Annotated in this window: 14 protein-coding genes and 1 pseudogene; 5 read left to right on the forward strand and 10 right to left on the reverse strand. The window is 61.3% G+C overall.

Translation table 11 applies throughout. The annotated features are described in order from the left end of the window. The first annotated feature begins 130 nt into the window (after window positions 1–130). Entirely contained in the window at window positions 131–1,858 is a 1,728-nt protein-coding gene (locus tag BUB53_RS04490; RefSeq protein ID WP_200797769.1) for a cation:proton antiporter, read from the forward strand. Between the two features lie 313 nt (window positions 1,859–2,171). On the opposite strand, the gene BUB53_RS04495 is transcribed toward BUB53_RS04490, so the two are convergent. The 5 genes from BUB53_RS04495 to gdhA all read right to left on the reverse strand — a co-directional run bounded on the left by BUB53_RS04495 (window position 2,172) and on the right by gdhA (window position 9,541). Further along, window positions 2,172–4,703 carry a cation:proton antiporter gene (locus BUB53_RS04495; protein ID WP_073033196.1) on the reverse strand — a complete coding sequence of 844 codons (2,532 nt, stop codon included), beginning with the start codon at window positions 4,701–4,703 and terminating at the stop codon, window positions 2,172–2,174. A 187-nt stretch (window positions 4,704–4,890) separates the two neighbouring features. Next, window positions 4,891–6,411 carry a tripartite tricarboxylate transporter permease gene (locus tag BUB53_RS04500; RefSeq protein WP_073033197.1) on the reverse strand — a complete coding sequence of 507 codons (1,521 nt, stop codon included), beginning with the start codon at window positions 6,409–6,411 and terminating at the stop codon, window positions 4,891–4,893. A gap of 3 nt (window positions 6,412–6,414) precedes the next feature. Next, entirely contained in the window at window positions 6,415–6,894 is a 480-nt protein-coding gene (locus BUB53_RS04505) for a tripartite tricarboxylate transporter TctB family protein (protein WP_073033199.1), read from the reverse strand. A gap of 64 nt (window positions 6,895–6,958) precedes the next feature. Beyond that, entirely contained in the window at window positions 6,959–7,942 is a 984-nt protein-coding gene (locus BUB53_RS04510; protein WP_073033201.1) for a Bug family tripartite tricarboxylate transporter substrate binding protein, read from the reverse strand. Between the two features lie 243 nt (window positions 7,943–8,185). After that, complete coding sequence (gdhA, locus tag BUB53_RS04515) at window positions 8,186–9,541, reverse strand: NADP-specific glutamate dehydrogenase (RefSeq protein ID WP_073033203.1); 1,356 nt, start codon at window positions 9,539–9,541, stop codon at window positions 8,186–8,188. A 584-nt stretch (window positions 9,542–10,125) separates the two neighbouring features. On the opposite strand from gdhA, the pseudogene BUB53_RS23545 reads away from it, so the two are divergent. Further along, a pseudogene (locus BUB53_RS23545) lies at window positions 10,126–10,332 on the forward strand (IS6 family transposase); the annotation flags it as partial. 216 nt (window positions 10,333–10,548) lie between these two features. On the opposite strand, the gene BUB53_RS04525 reads toward BUB53_RS23545, so the two are convergent. After that, entirely contained in the window at window positions 10,549–11,133 is a 585-nt protein-coding gene (locus BUB53_RS04525) for an HNH endonuclease (protein WP_073033210.1), read from the reverse strand. A 237-nt stretch (window positions 11,134–11,370) separates the two neighbouring features. On the opposite strand from BUB53_RS04525, the gene BUB53_RS04530 reads away from it, so the two are divergent. Next, entirely contained in the window at window positions 11,371–11,802 is a 432-nt protein-coding gene (locus tag BUB53_RS04530; RefSeq protein ID WP_073033212.1) for a VOC family protein, read from the forward strand. 32 nt (window positions 11,803–11,834) lie between these two features. On the opposite strand, the gene BUB53_RS04535 is transcribed toward BUB53_RS04530, so the two are convergent. The 4 genes from BUB53_RS04535 to BUB53_RS04550 are packed head-to-tail and all read right to left on the reverse strand — an operon-like array spanning window position 11,835 to window position 14,894. Next, window positions 11,835–12,500 (reverse strand): alpha/beta hydrolase, encoded by a 666-nt coding sequence (locus tag BUB53_RS04535; protein WP_073033213.1) that lies wholly within the window; start codon window positions 12,498–12,500, stop codon window positions 11,835–11,837. Next, window positions 12,497–13,126, reverse strand: coding sequence for a DNA-3-methyladenine glycosylase family protein (locus tag BUB53_RS04540; protein WP_073033215.1), 630 nt, complete (start codon window positions 13,124–13,126; stop codon window positions 12,497–12,499). The genes BUB53_RS04535 and BUB53_RS04540 overlap by 4 nt, the downstream gene beginning before the upstream one ends. Continuing rightward, window positions 13,123–13,851, reverse strand: a complete 729-nt coding sequence (locus tag BUB53_RS04545; protein WP_073033217.1) for a cobalt-precorrin-6A reductase — start codon at window positions 13,849–13,851, stop codon at window positions 13,123–13,125. Before BUB53_RS04545 ends, BUB53_RS04540 begins: the two co-directional genes overlap by 4 nt. Next, window positions 13,848–14,894: a cobalt-precorrin-5B (C(1))-methyltransferase gene (locus BUB53_RS04550; protein ID WP_073033219.1), complete on the reverse strand. Its 1,047-nt coding sequence runs from the start codon at window positions 14,892–14,894 to the stop codon at window positions 13,848–13,850. The genes BUB53_RS04545 and BUB53_RS04550 overlap by 4 nt, the downstream gene beginning before the upstream one ends. 143 nt (window positions 14,895–15,037) lie before the next feature. Between BUB53_RS04550 and cobA the strand changes: the two genes are divergently transcribed. Further along, window positions 15,038–15,889 carry a uroporphyrinogen-III C-methyltransferase gene (gene cobA / locus BUB53_RS04555; protein ID WP_073033221.1) on the forward strand — a complete coding sequence of 284 codons (852 nt, stop codon included), beginning with the start codon at window positions 15,038–15,040 and terminating at the stop codon, window positions 15,887–15,889. 91 nt (window positions 15,890–15,980) lie between these two features. After that, complete coding sequence (locus BUB53_RS04560) at window positions 15,981–17,255, forward strand: cobyrinate a,c-diamide synthase (RefSeq protein ID WP_073033223.1); 1,275 nt, start codon at window positions 15,981–15,983, stop codon at window positions 17,253–17,255. Window positions 17,256–17,259 lie beyond the last annotated feature (4 nt).

A 17,259-nucleotide genomic window follows, 5' to 3' on the forward strand; every position in this document is an offset into this window, starting at 1 on the left:
TCTCAAGGCAAACTTAGTGAAAAGACGCTCAGCATCTCCAGAGTGCTACATCGAACCGTCAGGGAGGTCGCCGTCCGGCGCCGGATCAGGGACGGAGAGCTTCGTACGATTTACAGGAGCATAAGAGTTGATGGAAGTTATCGTTCAGTCGCCGTTTGCTGAAATCGCAGCACTCCTGGTAATGGCGGCGGTGATCGGCTTCCTCGGGATTATCCTGCGCCAGCCGCTCATCGTCAGCTTCATCGCGGTCGGCCTGATCGCGGGGCCTTCGGCGCTGAACGTGGTGCACTCGGACGAGCAGATCAGCCTGCTGTCCGAACTGGGCATCGCCGTGCTGCTGTTTCTCGTGGGGATCAAACTGGACGTAAAGCTGATCCGGTCGCTCGGGGCAGTGTCCCTGTTGACGGGGCTCGGTCAGGTCGCCTTCACCTCGATCTTCGGCTACCTGATCGGGCTGATGCTCGGATTGGGGCATGTCACCAGCCTTTACATCGCCGTGGCACTGACCTTCTCCTCGACAATCATCATCGTGAAGCTCCTGTCCGACAAGCGCGAGATCGACAGCCTGCACGGACAGATCGCCCTCGGTTTCCTGATCGTGCAGGATCTCGTCGTGGTGCTGGCGATGATCGTACTTTCGGCAATCGGCATCGGTGCCGCGACCGAAGGCGGAGGGCATGGCGGCGGCTCGGTCACCACCGTGCTGACCTCGGGACTCGCCATGGTCGCGCTTGTTATCCTGTTCGTTCGCTACGTCGCCAACCCGCTGACCGAGCGGCTGGCGCGGGCGCCCGAGCTTCTGGTAATATTCGCCATCGCCATGGCGGCGATGTTTGCCGCCTTCGGCGACATCGTGGGACTTGGCAAGGAGGTGGGTGGCCTGCTGGCCGGTGTCGCACTCGCCTCGACGCCCTATCGTGAAACCATCGCGGCGCGTCTTGCCCCCTTGCGTGACTTCCTGTTGCTGTTCTTCTTCATCGCGCTTGGTTCCGCGCTCGATCTGTCGCTTTTGGGCGCCCATGTGGCGGGCGCCGTCGTCTTCTCGCTTTTCGTGCTCATCGGCAATCCCATGATCGTGCTGGCGATCATGGGTGCCATGGGCTACCGCAAACGCACGGGCTTCCTTGCCGGGCTGACCGTAGCGCAAATCAGCGAGTTTTCCCTGATCTTCATTGCGATGGGCGTATCGCTCGGTCATGTGCGGGAGGATGCGCTCGGTCTCGTTACCATGGTCGGCCTGGTAACGATCGCCGCCTCGACCTACATGATCACCTACTCGCACCAGCTTTATGCGTTGTTCGAGCCGTTGCTCGGTCTCTTCGAGCGCAAGGGAACCCCGCGCGAGCCGTCCGAAGCAGGGGCGCATCACGACGACCGCTACGAGGTGATCGTCTTTGGCCTGGGACGGTTCGGCACCGCCATAGGGATGCGCCTCAAGAAGCGTGGCATCAGGGTGTTGGGGGTCGATTTCAATCCTTTGGCGGTGCGGCGCTGGCGCGACCTCGGTCTGGACACCGAGTTCGGCGATGCGACCGACCCGGAATTCGTGGCCGAGCTGCCGCTGACACGCGCGGACTGGATCGTTTCAACCGTTCCGATCCACCCGACCGGCCTCAGCCATGAGGACACGCGTACCACGCTTATCCAACTGACGCGCACAAGCGGGTTTCGCGGGCGCGTTGCCGTCGCGTCGCATCATCCGAAGGATACCGAAACATTGTTCGCCTCCGGTGCGAACCTGGTACTGGAACCCTTTCAGGATGCGGCAGACCGCGCTGTCGAGCTTCTGTGCGGAGCACCCGAAGAAGAGCGGACCGAGATCCCGCATATAAAGACGGAAGAAACCCAGGCGTCGTAGCCGATGACCTCCACATGTACGATGCCGGATAAGCCACCGCCTGGGGACTGGAATTCGCAGCGGTCGATAACGGAACACATCGAATACTCGTAGAGTGAAGTGACACATGGACCGACGGGGGCACTACTCGGTTGGAACAGACCCTTGCGGATTTATCGAAAACACAAAGAGCAACCATGGCGTCCGGTGTTCAGCCGCTCTACGAACCTCCTGTTGCTTATAATTTCTGTCGATATTGTTCGTTCAGTTCGCTGAGCGCCATCGAGATATCGTACAATGCTTCAAATCAATGCTTCAAATCCCGCAAATCGCCTCAGTGAAAAAGTGTCTGCCAGGGCTTTTGCGGTTCTTCGGCCAATAGTCTGGCTGCGTCGAGTCCACGCTTTTCCGCGCTTGTCCGAACGGCGTCCTGGAGCACGTCGCTGCGCTTGAGGAGACGAACGAAACGCGCTTCATCAAGCACCAGAAGCGTCGAGGGCGCAATGGAACGAACCTCGGTCCGAGGCGTCTTTTTCATCAGGATCGCCATCTGGCCAAACATCTCCCCCCGCCCCAATCGCCAGGTCTGGCCTGCGGTTTCCAGTTCGACGGCTCCAGATGCAATAAAGAACACACTCTTTCCGACGGTATCTTTGCCGATGATGAGTTCTCCGGCATTCGCATAGCGTGTCCTGAATGCATGGCTCAGCCGTTTCAGGCTCTTGTCATCCAGGTTTGCGAAGAGAGGGAACTGCCGAACCAGTTCAATGCGCTGCAAGGCAATGTCGAGATGCGGACGTTCTTCCGCTGCGGCGCGGTGCGAGGCAAGGCGCTCCATGAGCTTGGTGTAGACTTCTGCCCCGATCAGGCCATCCTCTCGCATGGCGACGTATTCACGTTCTTCAAGTCGCAGCGCGGTCCGGCGGATGAAGCGCCGTTCGAGTTCTTCGGCATAACCGGGGTATTGCAGGCGGAGACCTTCGAGCGCGGTTTCAACCGCGTCAATCCGACGTGACAACAGTTCGTGGAGCAGATCGGACAGCCGCCGCCCATGAATACGACGGATGCGGCCATCAATGAAGGCTCCCAGGTCCCGCAAAACAAGGCGCTGTGAAAGCAGAAGCTCGAACCGGTCCGCGGTCATTCTGGCAAGCGGGCCCGACAGATGAAATCTGTTTTGCAAAAGACCCGCCGCCCGGAATCCCCGCCCATAGGCGACGCTACGTCTCGCGGCGCGATTATAGCCGCTGCGTCCTCCGGAACGTGCACCTTCGATCAGACGGTCGGCATCCGACAAAACCTGTTCCGCCATTTTCGCCGAGATCGTTCGCTCGCGAACCTTGGCGAGAATTGTATCGCGCTCGTGACCGGCCAGCGCTATCAGACCAAGCGTCACCCGGTCCCGGTCGAGAATATCGGTGCTGGCTTCCGCCTTTTTCACGGCTTCGTCCAGCCTTTCCCCAAAGCGTTTCGCTTCTGAGCGCACTATATCCCGGCTCAAATCGTAATTCTCAGTGGTGTGCGCCACATCCTCGCGCACAGTCTGAAGCGCCACGGCGACGACCTGACGCGACAGAGCCTCATCTATCGGCGACAGCCGGTCCAGCCCGAGGCGGCCGATCATCCAACGCAACGTCGTACCCTGCACAATCAGCGTGAAAAGCGTAAAGCCCGTAGCAAGGATACCGACCACCCGTTGAATTCCGTCGGGAACCCGAAAACTTTCGGTTACCGCAAGCGCCAGGGCGAGTGTCACCGCCCCTCTCAGCCCGCCCCAGAGGATCGCAACCCGATATGGTCTGTCGACCGAGGGAGAGAGCCGAAGGAAAGACAAGAGCGGCAAAAGACCGAACAGGATGACCGCCCGTGCCGTGATGGCCGCGAGGATAACTACGCCGACAAGAACGAAATCATCGACGCGTACCTCTTCCAGCATCCGAGGGATCAGGAGTGCGGCGAGAATAAAGATCAGCGCCCCCGCCCAATGGGCAAGAACATCCCACAGGTCCCGCAGGTTGGTCCACGCCTGGGGCGGCAAACGTCCGGGCCCGGCAAGATTCAGTGTCAAACCGGCAGCGACCACGGCAATCACGCCGGAGGCGCCAACGCTTTGTTCGGCCACGACATAGGCGAGATATGGGAGTGCGACCGAGATAGAGATAACCGCCAGTTCATGATTGCTGAACAACGCCATGATCCGAACTGAAATCTGTGCGATCACCCAGCCCGTGAACGCCCCTCCCGCGATCAGAAGCGGAAAACGGGCGAGCGCATCGGTGAGGCTCGGATCGGGCGTGCCCAGCATCACGAAGCCCATGAACAGACCAAAGAGCGCAATAGCCGCGGCGTCGTTCAGGAGGCTCTCACCTTCGATGATCCGGGCAAGCCGGCGCGGGGCCGAGATCGACCTGAAAATCGAAACCACCGCCGAAGGATCGGTCGTAGACACGATAGCACCGATCAGCAGGCAGGCAGCCAACGGCAACGTACTTGCCCAGGAGAGGGCATAGCCGATGCTGACAGTTGCCACGACCACAGCGACGACCGCCATCATCAGGATCGGCACCCAGTCGTCCAGCATCCGGCGCAGGTTCATGCCCAGGGTCGCCTGAAACAGAAGTGTCGGCAGAAAGACGTAGAGGAAGACATTCGAACGAATCGGAAGTCCGAGAATTGCCTCCGCCACGGGATTCAGCGCATCGGTCAGTTCTGTTTGAAGAAAGAAGATCGCACTGGCGCCGATACAGACGCCGAGAATGGCGAGGATAACGCTATAGGGGAGCTTCAGCCTGGCCGCCAACGGCTCCGCAGCCCCGATCACGAGGAAAAGCGATGCGATAATAGTTGTAACCAATACAATGCTCATAGCATTGAAATACCACAACGATCACCGAACGCAGTTGGAAAATGCCCTCATTCGCAGGCACGTGATACCGCAACGTCACAGCGATATATCCGCATAAGACAGACCTCGGGTATCTGTGCCCCGAGACAGGAAGACCGGAAAACCTCTGCAATCTGATAAAGCCGCACCCCGGTGGAAATGCCGTGCCTCAGTCGGGGGTGGATACCCCGCGTCTCTGGGCGGAACGCGCGCGCCAGGTGCGCAGGCCGGGAAGAACCACAAGGACCGCCGCCAGGATGAGCAGGACCATGGTCATCGGCCGTTCCCATATGAAACTGACACCGTCGTAAAGTTGCATGGACCGGGCAAAGTTGTCTTCCAGCATGCCACCGAGAATGAAACCGATCAGCAAAGGCGGCAGTGGAAAGTCGGCGAATTTCAGCATCGTCGCCATGATTCCGAACCCGACCAGAAGCAACAGTTCGGTCGAGTTGTTCTGCCCGATATAGGCCCCCATCAGCGTGAAAAAGAGGATGAAGGGGATCAGGAAATTGCGCGGCACCGCGAGTATCCGGGCAATGTAGGGGATAAGGGGCAGGTTCAGGACCAGCAGAACCAGATTCCCGAGATACATCGAGATGATGACCGACCAGAAAATCTCGGGTGAATCGACCATCAGACGCGGGCCCGGGGTCACGTTCAGGGCCAGCAGCGCCCCCAGAAGGATCGCCGTGGTGCCCGAACCGGGTATGCCCAGCGTCAACAGCGGCACGAACGAGCCGGTCGAGGCGGCATTGTTGGCGCTTTCGGGGGCGGCCAGCCCCTTGACGGACCCTTTGCCGAACAGCTTCTGCTCTTCGGCCGAGGCTATGTTTCGCTCGACCGCATAGCCCAGGAACGAGGCGATGGTCGCGCCCGCTCCGGGGAGCACGCCAATAAAGAACCCCTGAACCGACTGGCGGCCGATAACGGGCGCGATCTGGCGCCCTTCCTCCCGGGTGATACGCAGATTGGTGATCTTGCCGCCATCGCCCGAGCGTTTCGAACGGGCGGGATCGAGTACCAGATACAACGCCTCGGGAAGTGCGAACATGGCCATCGCCAGGGTGATGAAACCGATCCCCGATTGCAGTTCCATGATGCCCGCGGTGAAGCGCGGCGCATTGAAGAGTGCGGACGTGCCGACGGTTGCCAGCATCAGGCCCACGATCGTCATCAGCATGGCCTTGGCAACATTGCCGGTGCCCGCAAAGGCCGCGATGGCCGAAAGGCCCACGACCATCAGGGCGAAATATTCGGCCGAGTGGAACAGCAGCGCAACCGACGCCAGCATGGGGGCGAACACCATCAGGAGGACCGCGCCGATCGTCCCGCCCGCGAAACTGGCGATGGCCGCGATGGTCAGCGCCTTTCCGGCCTTGCCGTCGCGCGACATCGGATAACCATCGAAACTGGAGGCCACGGTCGATGCCACCCCCGGCGCGTTGATGAGGATGGACGAGGTCGAGCCGCCGAAAATCGCTCCGTAGTAGACCCCGGCCAGAAGGATCAGCGCCGCGGAAGGATCGCCGATGGTGATGGCCACCGGGATCATGATGGCGATGATCGACATGGGCCCGAGGCCCGGCAGCATGCCGATGAAGGTGCCGATCAGACAACCGCCCAGCACCATAAGGATGTTCGTCAGCGAAAATGCCGTCGACAGGCCGATAAGGAGTCCTTCAATCATCGCCTATGCTCCAAGTATTGCCGGAAGGGGACGCAGGAAGATACCGAGCACCTCCTGCACGAGATACCAGATCCCGACGCTTGCGATCCCCGAAGCAAGGATCATCAGAACCCAGCGGCGCTCCCCCAGGATCAGGCTGCCCAGCATGAGAAACAGGAACGTGGCGGCCAGAAACCCCAGCGGCAGGAGAAGCAGGGCATAGGCCGTCATCAGCGCCAGCAACCCGATGGCCTGCCCGTAATTGTATTCCGCCCACCGGGACAGATCGATATCGGACTCGTCCCTGGGCCGGTGCGGCGAGATCAGCACAAGGAGCGAGAAGAAGATGCCGCCAATCGCCAGCATCTTGGGAAAGGACGATGGCCAGACGGGATTCTGCACCATGAAGGGCGGAATCCGGGCATCCATAATGAACCATGCCGAATATCCGTAAAGCAGGCTGACGAGCATGAAGAAGAGAGCAATCGCACGATCAAGCGTCATGACCTCGATCCTTTCCAGACAGGGAAACCGGCCGCCACCGCTGGCAGCGACCGGATAAGAGACATTACTGGATAAAGCCCATGCTCTTCATCAACTCTTCCATCTCGGCTTCCTGATTCTGGAGATAGGCCGAGAAGTCGTCGCCAGCGTTATAGATATCGATCCAGCCATTGCGGTCGCGAACGTTTGCCCAGGCCTCGGTCGTGGTCATCTCCTTGAGGACCTCCGCATATTGCGCACGCTTTTCCTCGGGCAGGTTCGGAGCGCCGAAAAAGCCGCGCCAGTTGACGAATTCCATGTCGACGCCGAGTTCCGTGAAGGTCGGCGCGTCAGGGGCCGCATCCACGCGCTCGGGCGACGTGACGCCAAGAATGCGCACTTCACCGGCATCGGCCAGCGCAATGGCCTCGGACAGGCCGGTGGACAGAGCGGCAATCTCGCCGGACAGCAGCCCGGCCATGGCCTTTCCGCCCGCATCATAGGCCACGTAGCGCATATCCAGCGGATTGCTCCCCGCCGCCTGTAAAATCGCCGCAGGCACGAGGTGATCCATGCTGCCAGGGGCCGATCCGCCACCTATGGCAACATCACGAGGATTCTCCTGGAAGGCCGCATGCAGTTGATCCCATGTTTCGTGCGCGCTGTTCTTGCCGACAACAATGGCGGCGTAATCGCCGATCACGCTCGCGATGGGGGTCACGTCGCGAAAGCCCATGTCCACGGTCTGGTTCAGCGCCCGCACGATGATGGGGGTGGAGTGTACCATCAACGTACCCTCGTTGCTTTGCGCATTCTCCACAATGTAGTTCAGAGCCTTGCCACCGCCGCCACCGGACATGTTTTCGAAGGTCACGGTCCTGACCAGCCCGGAATTCTTGAGCGCTTCGCCGACACCGCGCGCGGTGCCATCCCAACCGCCGCCCGCGCCACCGGGAATAAGGAAATGGATCTTGTCCATCGCCTGCTCTTTTTCCTGGGCGGAGGCAACACCGGCGCCCACCGATATCATCGCCGCAAGGGCAAGTGCCCGGATCCTGACTACCTTCATCTTGTTTCCTCCCTGTCTCAGATCTTAATTCAACTATGCGCGAGGAAAAGTCGTTCGCGCAACCATAGTCTGAATTCTGCGCAGGCAAGAATGGAGGACGCGACTGTATCGGCCTGTTTCAATCTGAAGATCGGCTCCCGTTTTTATCGCCCGGCGTCCGATCGCTGCGGTGGCGCTCTGTGGGCCGCGGCGCATCGGCAGCACCGGGTTTCTTTGCACCGCCTGAAGAACAGACGCACATGCTCAGATCACCCCCAGCATCCGCATTGATTCAGCGACCCGCACGAAGCCCGCGATATTGGCGCCCAGCACGTAATCGCCCGGAGTGCCATATTCATCGGCGGTTTCGGCGCAGCGGTCATGGATGCTCTGCATAATCTGGGCCAGACGTTCTTCGGTCTGGGCAAAGCTCCAGCGGTCCCGGCTGGCATTCTGCTGCATTTCCAGCGCCGAGGTCGCAACGCCCCCGGCATTCGCCGCCTTGCCTGGTCCGAACAGGACACCAGCCTCGCGCAGAATACGAATGGCCTCGGGGGTGCACGGCATATTTGCGCCTTCCCCCACGGCCTGCACGCCGTTCTTGACGAGCGCTTTCGCGTCTTTGCCCGATAGTTCGTTCTGGGTGGCCGAGGGCATCGCCACATCGCAGGGCACATCCCAGACCGACCCTTTGCCCACGGGGACGAAATGCACGTCTTCGCCCCGGCGCTTTGCATATTCCGAAATGCGTTCGCGGCGGACGGTCTTGATTTCCTGAAGCAGTTCCAGGTCGATCCCCGCCTCGTCGATGACATAGCCGCTGGAATCCGAGCAGGCGATAACCTTGCCGCCGAAGGATTGCACCTTCTCGATGGTGTGGATCGCCACATTGCCCGCGCCCGACACCACCACGCGCTTGCCATCGAATCCGGTATTTCGGGTCTCGAGCATGGCCTTGGTGAAATAGGTGTTGCCGAAACCCGTGGCCTCGGTCCGGGCGCGCGATCCGCCATAGGCAATCGCCTTGCCGGTCAGCACACCGGCCTCGTAGCGGTTGGTCAGGCGCTTGTATTGCCCGAAGAGATAGCCGATCTCGCGCCCGCCGACGCCGATATCGCCCGCCGGCACGTCGGTCTGTTCGCCCAGGTGACGGTGAAGCTCGGTCATCAGGGACTGGCAGAAGCGCATGATCTCGCCGTCGGATTTGCCCTTGGGGTCGAAATCCGTGCCGCCCTTGCCACCGCCGATTGGCAAACCGGTCAGCGCGTTCTTGAATATCTGCTCGAACCCCAGGAATTTTATGATCCCCAGGTTGACCGAAGGGTGGAAACGCATCCCGCCCTTGTAGGGGCCGAGGGCAGAATTGAACTGGACACGAAACCCGCGATTGATCTGGACCTTGCCCTCGTCATCCACCCAGGGAATACGGAAGATGATCTGACGCTCGGGCTCGCAGATGCGCTCGATCAGTGCCTGTTCGAGATAGTCGGGATGCTTGGCAACGACGCGGCCAAGGCTTTCCAGCACCTCGTGTACCGCCTGATGGAATTCCGGTTCTCCGGCATTGCGGCGCATTACTTCGGCAAGGATCGGTTGCAGCTTTTCGTCGATATGGTTCATGTATTTCGTCGCAGTTCGGCTGAATTGTTCGCTAAGTGACTAATGTATGAGCAGCAATGCTGAATTGTGCCCAATATTAAGTCAGCTATTTGATCTTCAACCGCTGCGCAAGCCGTTCTCGGTCAGAATGAGGTCGAGAGGGGCAAGTGCGAGACTGCACCACTTGTCAGGCTGCATTCCATTGATAATTGCTCCCGGCAGTCTTGGCGAAAGGCTGGAGAGTTTAATACGCTTTCGAATGTGATCGGGATCGACGCCTGTAAGGCACGCGGACAGTGTCAGAAGAACCCGGTTTGCAGCGCCCTTCGCACCGCTCTCCCCCTGCGAACATGGCCAGATGCACACCGTTCAAGGACTTCAAAACCAGCCCCGAGATCATCCGCCGGTAAAGGCCAGAATCGCGCCCGATCCCGGCACTTGCGTCCATGATGGGCGCAACTTTCCCCAACACCCCCGAATTTCGTACAAAACCCGCGTACACTTCGTACGTTTTGTACGAAACGCCACCCCGCCCGATCGCCCCCAAAAACCACGCTCCACCTATCGTCGCAAACCTGGCGCTGGCCAATATTGACCGACAGGTGACTGATCTCTGGCTGAACAATCGCACCGGGCAGTTACACCTGCCGTTCCGACAACAAGAGCGCAGCATGACCCGCTTTAAACGCCTGAAAAATTTGCAGAAACTCGCCGCCGTCCACGCCTCGGCTTTCAACCGCTTCAATCAGGAACGCAGCCTCTCCAGCCGACAGATTTTCAAACTCAACCGCGCCGCCGCCCTCGCCAAATGACAGTGCCGTTGCGCGGTATAATGGCAGCCCTGAGCCCTGACTGAGACCGGTTAGAACCCGTCTGACAGCACGGCCCGGAGAGCAGAAACTTCACTCAAGACCCCATAGTTCCCTCTCAAATCCGCCCCGGTGAATCCGATGCGTCATTTCGGACATCAAAAGCCCCGATTCTGTGCCCTTTATGGTCCTCTTCTCAATGCCCAATATAGCTGAGTTTCAGGCCTCGAGCTCAGCATCCCAATACAGAAAGTCCAGCCAACTGTCGTGCAGGTAATTGGGCGGAAATTTGCGGCCCATATTGCGCAATTGCTCGGCCTCGGGCGCGCGTGGCGGCTTGTAAAGGCTCATCCCTGCCTGCCGCAGACTTTTCGATCCTTTGCGCAGATTGCACCTGCTGCAGGCCGCGACCACATTTTCCCAGCTCGTGATCCCGCCCCGTGCGCGGGGTATCACGTGATCGAAAGTCAAATCGCCCTTCGAGCCGCAGTACTGGCAGCGGAATTCGTCCCTCAGAAAAAGATTGAAGCGCGTGAATGCCACGCGCTTCTGGGGTTTGACGTAATCTTTCAGAACGATAACGCTTGGTATGCGTATTTCGGTACTTGGGCTTCGGACCGTACTTTCGTATTCGGCCACGATATCGACCCGATCCAGATAGACAGCCTTGACCGCATCCTGCCACGGCCAGAGCGATAACGGATAATAGGACAAGGGCCGATAATCGGCGTTCAACACCAAAGCCGGATGCTGTCGTAGCGCCGAGGGCTCCCTTACGAACTCCGTCCTGAAATCACCATCCATCTCGTTCAAAGCTCCCCGCCCGGATCACCTTTTGTCGGTTCCGGGGCGGGACACCCGCCCCTTCCATATAGCCACTATATATCGTGTTCGCAGACAGGCAAGCCCAACATATGCGGCACATTTAGCGCGGTGATAGCCTGCCCTCGTAACGGCGACATGACAGTTATCCACAGGCTGCGGGTCCTCTTGACCGATACGGCCCTGCCCCGCACACTCGGGCAAAGCTCAGGAGGTTCAATGACCGACGCCACCCTGCCCGCAGCACCGCCGCCAGAGGCCATATTGGAAGCCGCGCTTTACGCCGACGATCTGGATGCGGCGCAGCGGTTTTACAGCGATGTGATGGGGTTCGAGGAACTCGCCCGCGTCGAAGGGCGGCATGTATTCTTCCGTGTCGGGCAAACCGTTTTACTGATTTTCAACCCCGCGGCCACGGTACACGGATCGTCCAATGCCGCCCTCCCGGTTCCGGCGCATGGTGCGCAGGGCCCCGGCCATGTGTGCTTTGCCGCCAGCCGGTCCGACATCGCGGCATGGCATACCCGGCTCACAGCCGCAGGCCACCCTGTCGAGGCTGAATTCGACTGGCCGAACGGCGCGCATTCACTCTACTTTCGTGATCCGGCTGGGAATTCCATTGAATTCGCCGAACCACGCCTGTGGTTCTGAACACGGGCGAAACGCCGTTCAGGGCGCTCTCGTCAAAGCCCCAGCTTGTCGCGCATGAAGGCCAGCGCCACCTGCAGCCCGTCCGGAGCAATCCCGTGGGCCGTGCCTTTCATGATATGCGCATAGACATCCTGCCAGCCCGCGCCCTGCAACGCCTCGGCGGCCTGTGGCAGGGATTGCGGCGGCACCACATCATCGGCATCGCCATGAATCAGGATCACCGGCGGTTTGCTGATCGCTTCATCTTCCAGCAATTCGGGCCGCAGCAAACGGCCAGAAAAGGCTACGATGCCAGCCACCGGATCTTCGCGCCGGGGGGCGACATGCAGGGCCATCATCGTGCCCTGACTGAACCCGAACAGAACCACCTGCTCGGGCAGCACGTCCTCGTCCACCATCAGCGCATCCAGAAACGCGTTCAGATCGTCCGCCGCCGCCAACAGCCCGCGCTCGGACTCTTCCTCGGACGAACCGTCGATCCAAGGGATCGGAAACCACTGCAAACCCGTGGGCATCATCGGGATCGTTTCGGGCGCATCGGGGGCCACGAACAAAGTGTCGGGCAGATGCTCGCCCAGAACATCTGCAATCCCCAGCAGGTCCGCGCCATTCGCGCCATAGCCATGCAGGAACACCACGATTGACCGGGTGGTTCCCGAAATCGGCTCTTTCCGGCCAGCTTGCAATACCCGTGTCATCTGATCCCTTCCCTCTGTTTCTCATGCGCGTAGTAGGCCCATAACAGACGCGCGGCAACCGATCTCCATGGGGCCCAATCCTGTGCCATCTCGCGCAACGCACGTTCTTTCGGGCGCTCCGGCAAGTCGTAAAGCAGCCGCGCACCTTCCTGCAAAGCCAGATCGCCGGGCGCGAACACATCCGCACGACCAAGGCTGAACATCGCATAAATTTCCGCCGTCCAGACGCCGATACCGGGCACTTCGGTCAGGGTCGCGATCACCTCATGCGTAGGTGCATCCCGCAACCGGCGATAGTCGATCCGCGCTTCGGCAAGCGCACGGGCATAGCGGATTTTCTGACGGCTCAGACCGGCGGCGCGCAGATCGTCGTCCCCGGCCCAGATGATCTTGCGCGGTCCGGTCAGGCGCGCGGCCTTCATCCGCCGCCATATCGCGTCGGCCGCGGCCACGCTGACCTGCTGGCTGACAATCGCGCTCAACAACTGTGCAAACCCGTCGGGGCGACGGCGCAATGGCAAGGGCGAAGTCAGATCATGGGCATGCGCCATACGCGGGCAGATCGCGCGCAAATGGGCCGCGCCTTCCTCGACATCCTCAAGCGTTTCGATCACCCGTTCTGTCATAGTGCCGCCACCCAATCCAACGCCGCCTGCACGGTTTCGACGCATTCCGCATCCGGCTGCGCAGGCCGGTTCAGCATCGCGACCCGGATATCGAGTTCCCGCGCGGCCGTCAGCTTGGCGCGGGATGCCTCGCCCCCGGCATTCTTGACCACCAGCCAATCCACCTCCAGGCGGGCAAACGTCTCTCGCTCGCTTTCAACCTGAAACGGCGGGCGCCCCACAAGGAAATCCCCCTTGGGAAAGGGAAACGGCCCTTCTGGTGGATCGACCACGCGGCATATCAGATGACAGGCCGACAGGCCCGCAAACCGTTCAAGCGTTTGCCGACCCGTCGCCAGAAAGACGGTCGATCCCGGCGGGATATGCTGCCCGGCCTCATCCTCGTGATCCAGAAAAACCCAGTCGTCACCCGGCTCCGGCCGCCATTCGGGCCGCAAGACCTGACAATACGGCAAGTCCAACTCTGCGCACACTCGCGCGGTGCGGTGCGAAATGTCGGCGGCAAACGGATGCGTGGCATCCAGAACCGCAGTGATTCCAAGGTCTGCCAGACAGGCACGAAACCCCGCCTCACCACCGAAACCGCCCACCCGCGTGGGCAGGCCGAGGGGTTTCGGCATGCGCGTCGCGCCGGACAACGACGCCACCGCCGATATGCCCTGTCCGGCCAACGCTTGCGCGATCCGCTGTGCCTCGGTCGTGCCCGCCAACAACAACAGGGTCATACGCCGGCCCTCGCGATGATCGTCCCTGCGCGATTGATCACCACCGTATCGGCAGACACCTCTTCGGGCAGCATGTCCCGCACCCTCTCACGGGCCGCACTGGCCACCCAATCCGCCATCCTGTCACCAACAATTTCATAGGCTTGCAGCGCAGTGTTCATGTACCGCACCTCCGGCTCGCCCAAGGTTTCGGCCAGCCGCCCGAAATCCACCTGCGACCGCCCCGAATGCAAATCGCGCGCCCCTTGTGCCAGCTTGGTCATCTTGCCGATGCCCCCCCCGATGGTGATGCGCGGCACCGGGTGTTTCGCCAGGTATTTCAGCAACCCACCCGCAAAATCCCCCATGTCCAGCATCGCCACATCGGGCAGATCATAGAGTTCCTGCACGACTTTTTCGCTGGTCGCCCCGGTACATCCTGCCACATGATTCAAGCCGTTCGAACGCGCCACATCTATACCGCGATGGATCGAAGCGATCCATGCCGCACAGGAAAACGGGCGCACGATCCCGGTCGTTCCGAGAATCGACAGCCCGCCCTTTATGCCCAATCTCGGGTTCCATGTTTTCTGCGCCAGTGCCTGCCCGCCGGGAATGGACACGGTGATTTCGATATCCGGGCTTTCGCCCAATCGCTCAGCCATATCCTCTGCCGTGGCGGTCATCATCTGGCGGGGCACCGGGTTGATCGCAGGCTCTCCGGGCGGGATGGGCAACCCCGGCATCGTCACCCTGCCGACCCCATCGCCCGCGCGAAAAACCACCCCCCCTGCCGAAGCCGTTACCCGCGCGATGACCATCGCACCATGGGTCACATCCGGATCGTCGCCCGCATCCTTGACCACCCCAGCCTCGGCCCAGCCATCGCCTTGCCTGACATGGGCGATCTCGAACTCGGGAGTTTCCCCTTTCGGCAAAGTGATCCGCACTTTTGCAGGCACCGCTTCGCCCCAAAGCATCATCAGCGCCGCCCGCACGGCGGCGGTCGCGCAGGCGCCCGTGGTCCAGCCACGGCGCAGTTCTTTCGCCGGTGTCCTGCTCATCCTGCCGCAGACTATAGGGACGCCCCCTGCCCGCGCCAATTGCCATTTTCGCATCCATCCACCACGACGCATGTCGCGACTGGCCGGTGTCCGGGTCGTTTGCAACCTTTCCCGTCCCCGCCGTTCCGGGCATAAAGTAACGCATGAGCGATTCACTGCCCCTCCCCCACGGCGACTGGCCGGTTCTCGAGCCCGGATGGGTCTGGCTGTGCGGCGCAGGCCCCGGCGATCCTGGCCTGCTGACCCTGCATGCGATCAATGCGCTGCGCCGGGCCGACGTGGTGGTTTACGACGCACTGGTGCAGGAAGCGATCCTCGACTGGGCGCCGCAGGCCGAACACATCTATGCCGGAAAACGTGGCGGCAAACCCTCGGCGAAACAACGCGACATTTCCTTGCGGCTGGTCGACCTGGCAAGCGAAGGCAAACGCGTGTTGCGCCTCAAGGGGGGCGATCCGTTTGTGTTCGGGCGCGGTGGAGAAGAGGCGCAAACGCTGATCCAGCACGGCGTTCCCGTGCGCATCATCCCCGGTATCAGCGCGGGCATCGGCGGGCTGGCCTATGCGGGTATTCCCGTTACCCATCGCGACGTGAACCAGTCGGTCACCTTCGTCACCGGACACGATCAGTCAGGCGAAACACCCTCTTCTCTTGACTGGCAGGCCATTGCCAAGGGCAGCCAGGTGCTGGTGATCTACATGGGCATGAAACATGTCGAACGGATCGCAGGGGAATTGCTGAAAGCGGGCAGGCCCGGCAGCGAACCCTGTGCCGTGGTCTGCTCGGCCACCACCGGCGATCAGAAAGTGCTGGAAACCACATTGGCCACGATGCCCGCGGACATCGCCGCCAGTGGGCTGGAGCCGCCGGCAATCCTGTGCGTGGGGCGCTCGGTGCTGATGCGGCAGGTGCTGGACTGGCAGGCGTTGGCCGCTGGCAAATCCCCCCGCAATCTCGACCCGCTTGGCCGGGGGCGTCCGGCCGAAAGCGCATGAGGCGGTTTGCGGTCGCGAGGGGGCTCTGCCCCCGTCGCCGCAAGCGGCGACTCCCCCGGGATATTTTCGGCAAGAAGAAGATGGGCTGCAAATGACCCACGGCGTGATTCTGGCCGCACCGTCTTCGGGCAGCGGTAAAACGACCGTGACACTGGCGCTGCTCCGGCTGCTGGCACGGCAGGGTATAGCGGTGCGTGGGGCGAAATCCGGCCCCGACTATATCGACCCCAGGTTTCACGAGGCCGCCTGTGCCGCGCCATGTGTCAACCTCGATGCATGGGCGATGACGCCCGAGCGCCTGCGTAGTCTTGCGGCGGGCGAGGGGATGCTGATCATCGAGGGCGCGATGGGCCTGTTCGACGGTGCGCCTCCGGACGGGCGTGGCGCTGTGGCCGACCTGGCGCGGCATTTGGCGCTGCCCGTGGTATTGGTGGTGGATGCGGCGCGCATGGCGCAATCGGTGGCCCCTGTGGTGGCGGGGTTTACCGGGCATGATCCACAGGTGCGGGTGGCCGGTGTGATCCTGAACAATGTCGGGTCCGACCGGCACGAGGCGATGCTGCGCCGGGCACTGGCCCCGTTGAACCTGCCGGTACTGGCGGCCCTGCGGCGCGATCCTGCGCTGGCCTTGCCTTCGCGCCATCTTGGGCTGGTGCAGGCGGGGGAGCGTGACGATCTGGACGCCTTTCTGGACCGCGCAGCCGATGCGCTGGCCAGGACGCTGGACCGGGATAGGTTACTCGGCCTGGCCTCACCGCTGCCCGAGCCGGGGCAGGCCGGACGCATGGTGCCGCCTGCGCAAGTGATCGCCGTGGCGCGGGATGCGGCCTTTGCCTTTTCCTATCCGCATCTGCTGAACGATTGGCGGGCACAGGGCGCGGAGTTGCGGCTTTTCTCGCCGCTGGCCGACGATCCGGTGCCCGAGGCCGGTTTCGTTTACCTTCCCGGCGGCTATCCGGAACTGCATGCCGGTCGCCTCACCGCGTCCGCGCGGTTTCTGGGCAGCCTGCGTCACGCGGCGCAAACCACGCAAATCTACGGCGAGTGTGGCGGCTATATGGTGCTTGGGGACGGCCTGACCGATGCCGGGGGTATACGGCACCAAATGGCGGGACTGCTGCGGCTGGAAACCTCGTTCGCCACGCGCAGGCTGCATCTGGGATACCGGCACCTGACACCGCTGAGCGGACCCTTCGATACATGTTTCATGGCCCATGAGTTCCATTACGCGACAACGCTAAGCGCCTGTGGAGAAACGCTTTTTAAGGCCACGGATGCCGAAGGCGCACCCCTGCCCGACATAGGGTTGAGCAATGGAGCGGTCTGCGGGTCATTCGCGCATGTGATAGACGCCATACAGGCCTGAACTG

It is taken from the genome of Roseovarius pacificus, assembly GCF_900142665.1.
Taxonomy (GTDB): Bacteria; Pseudomonadota; Alphaproteobacteria; order Rhodobacterales; family Rhodobacteraceae; genus Roseovarius; species Roseovarius pacificus.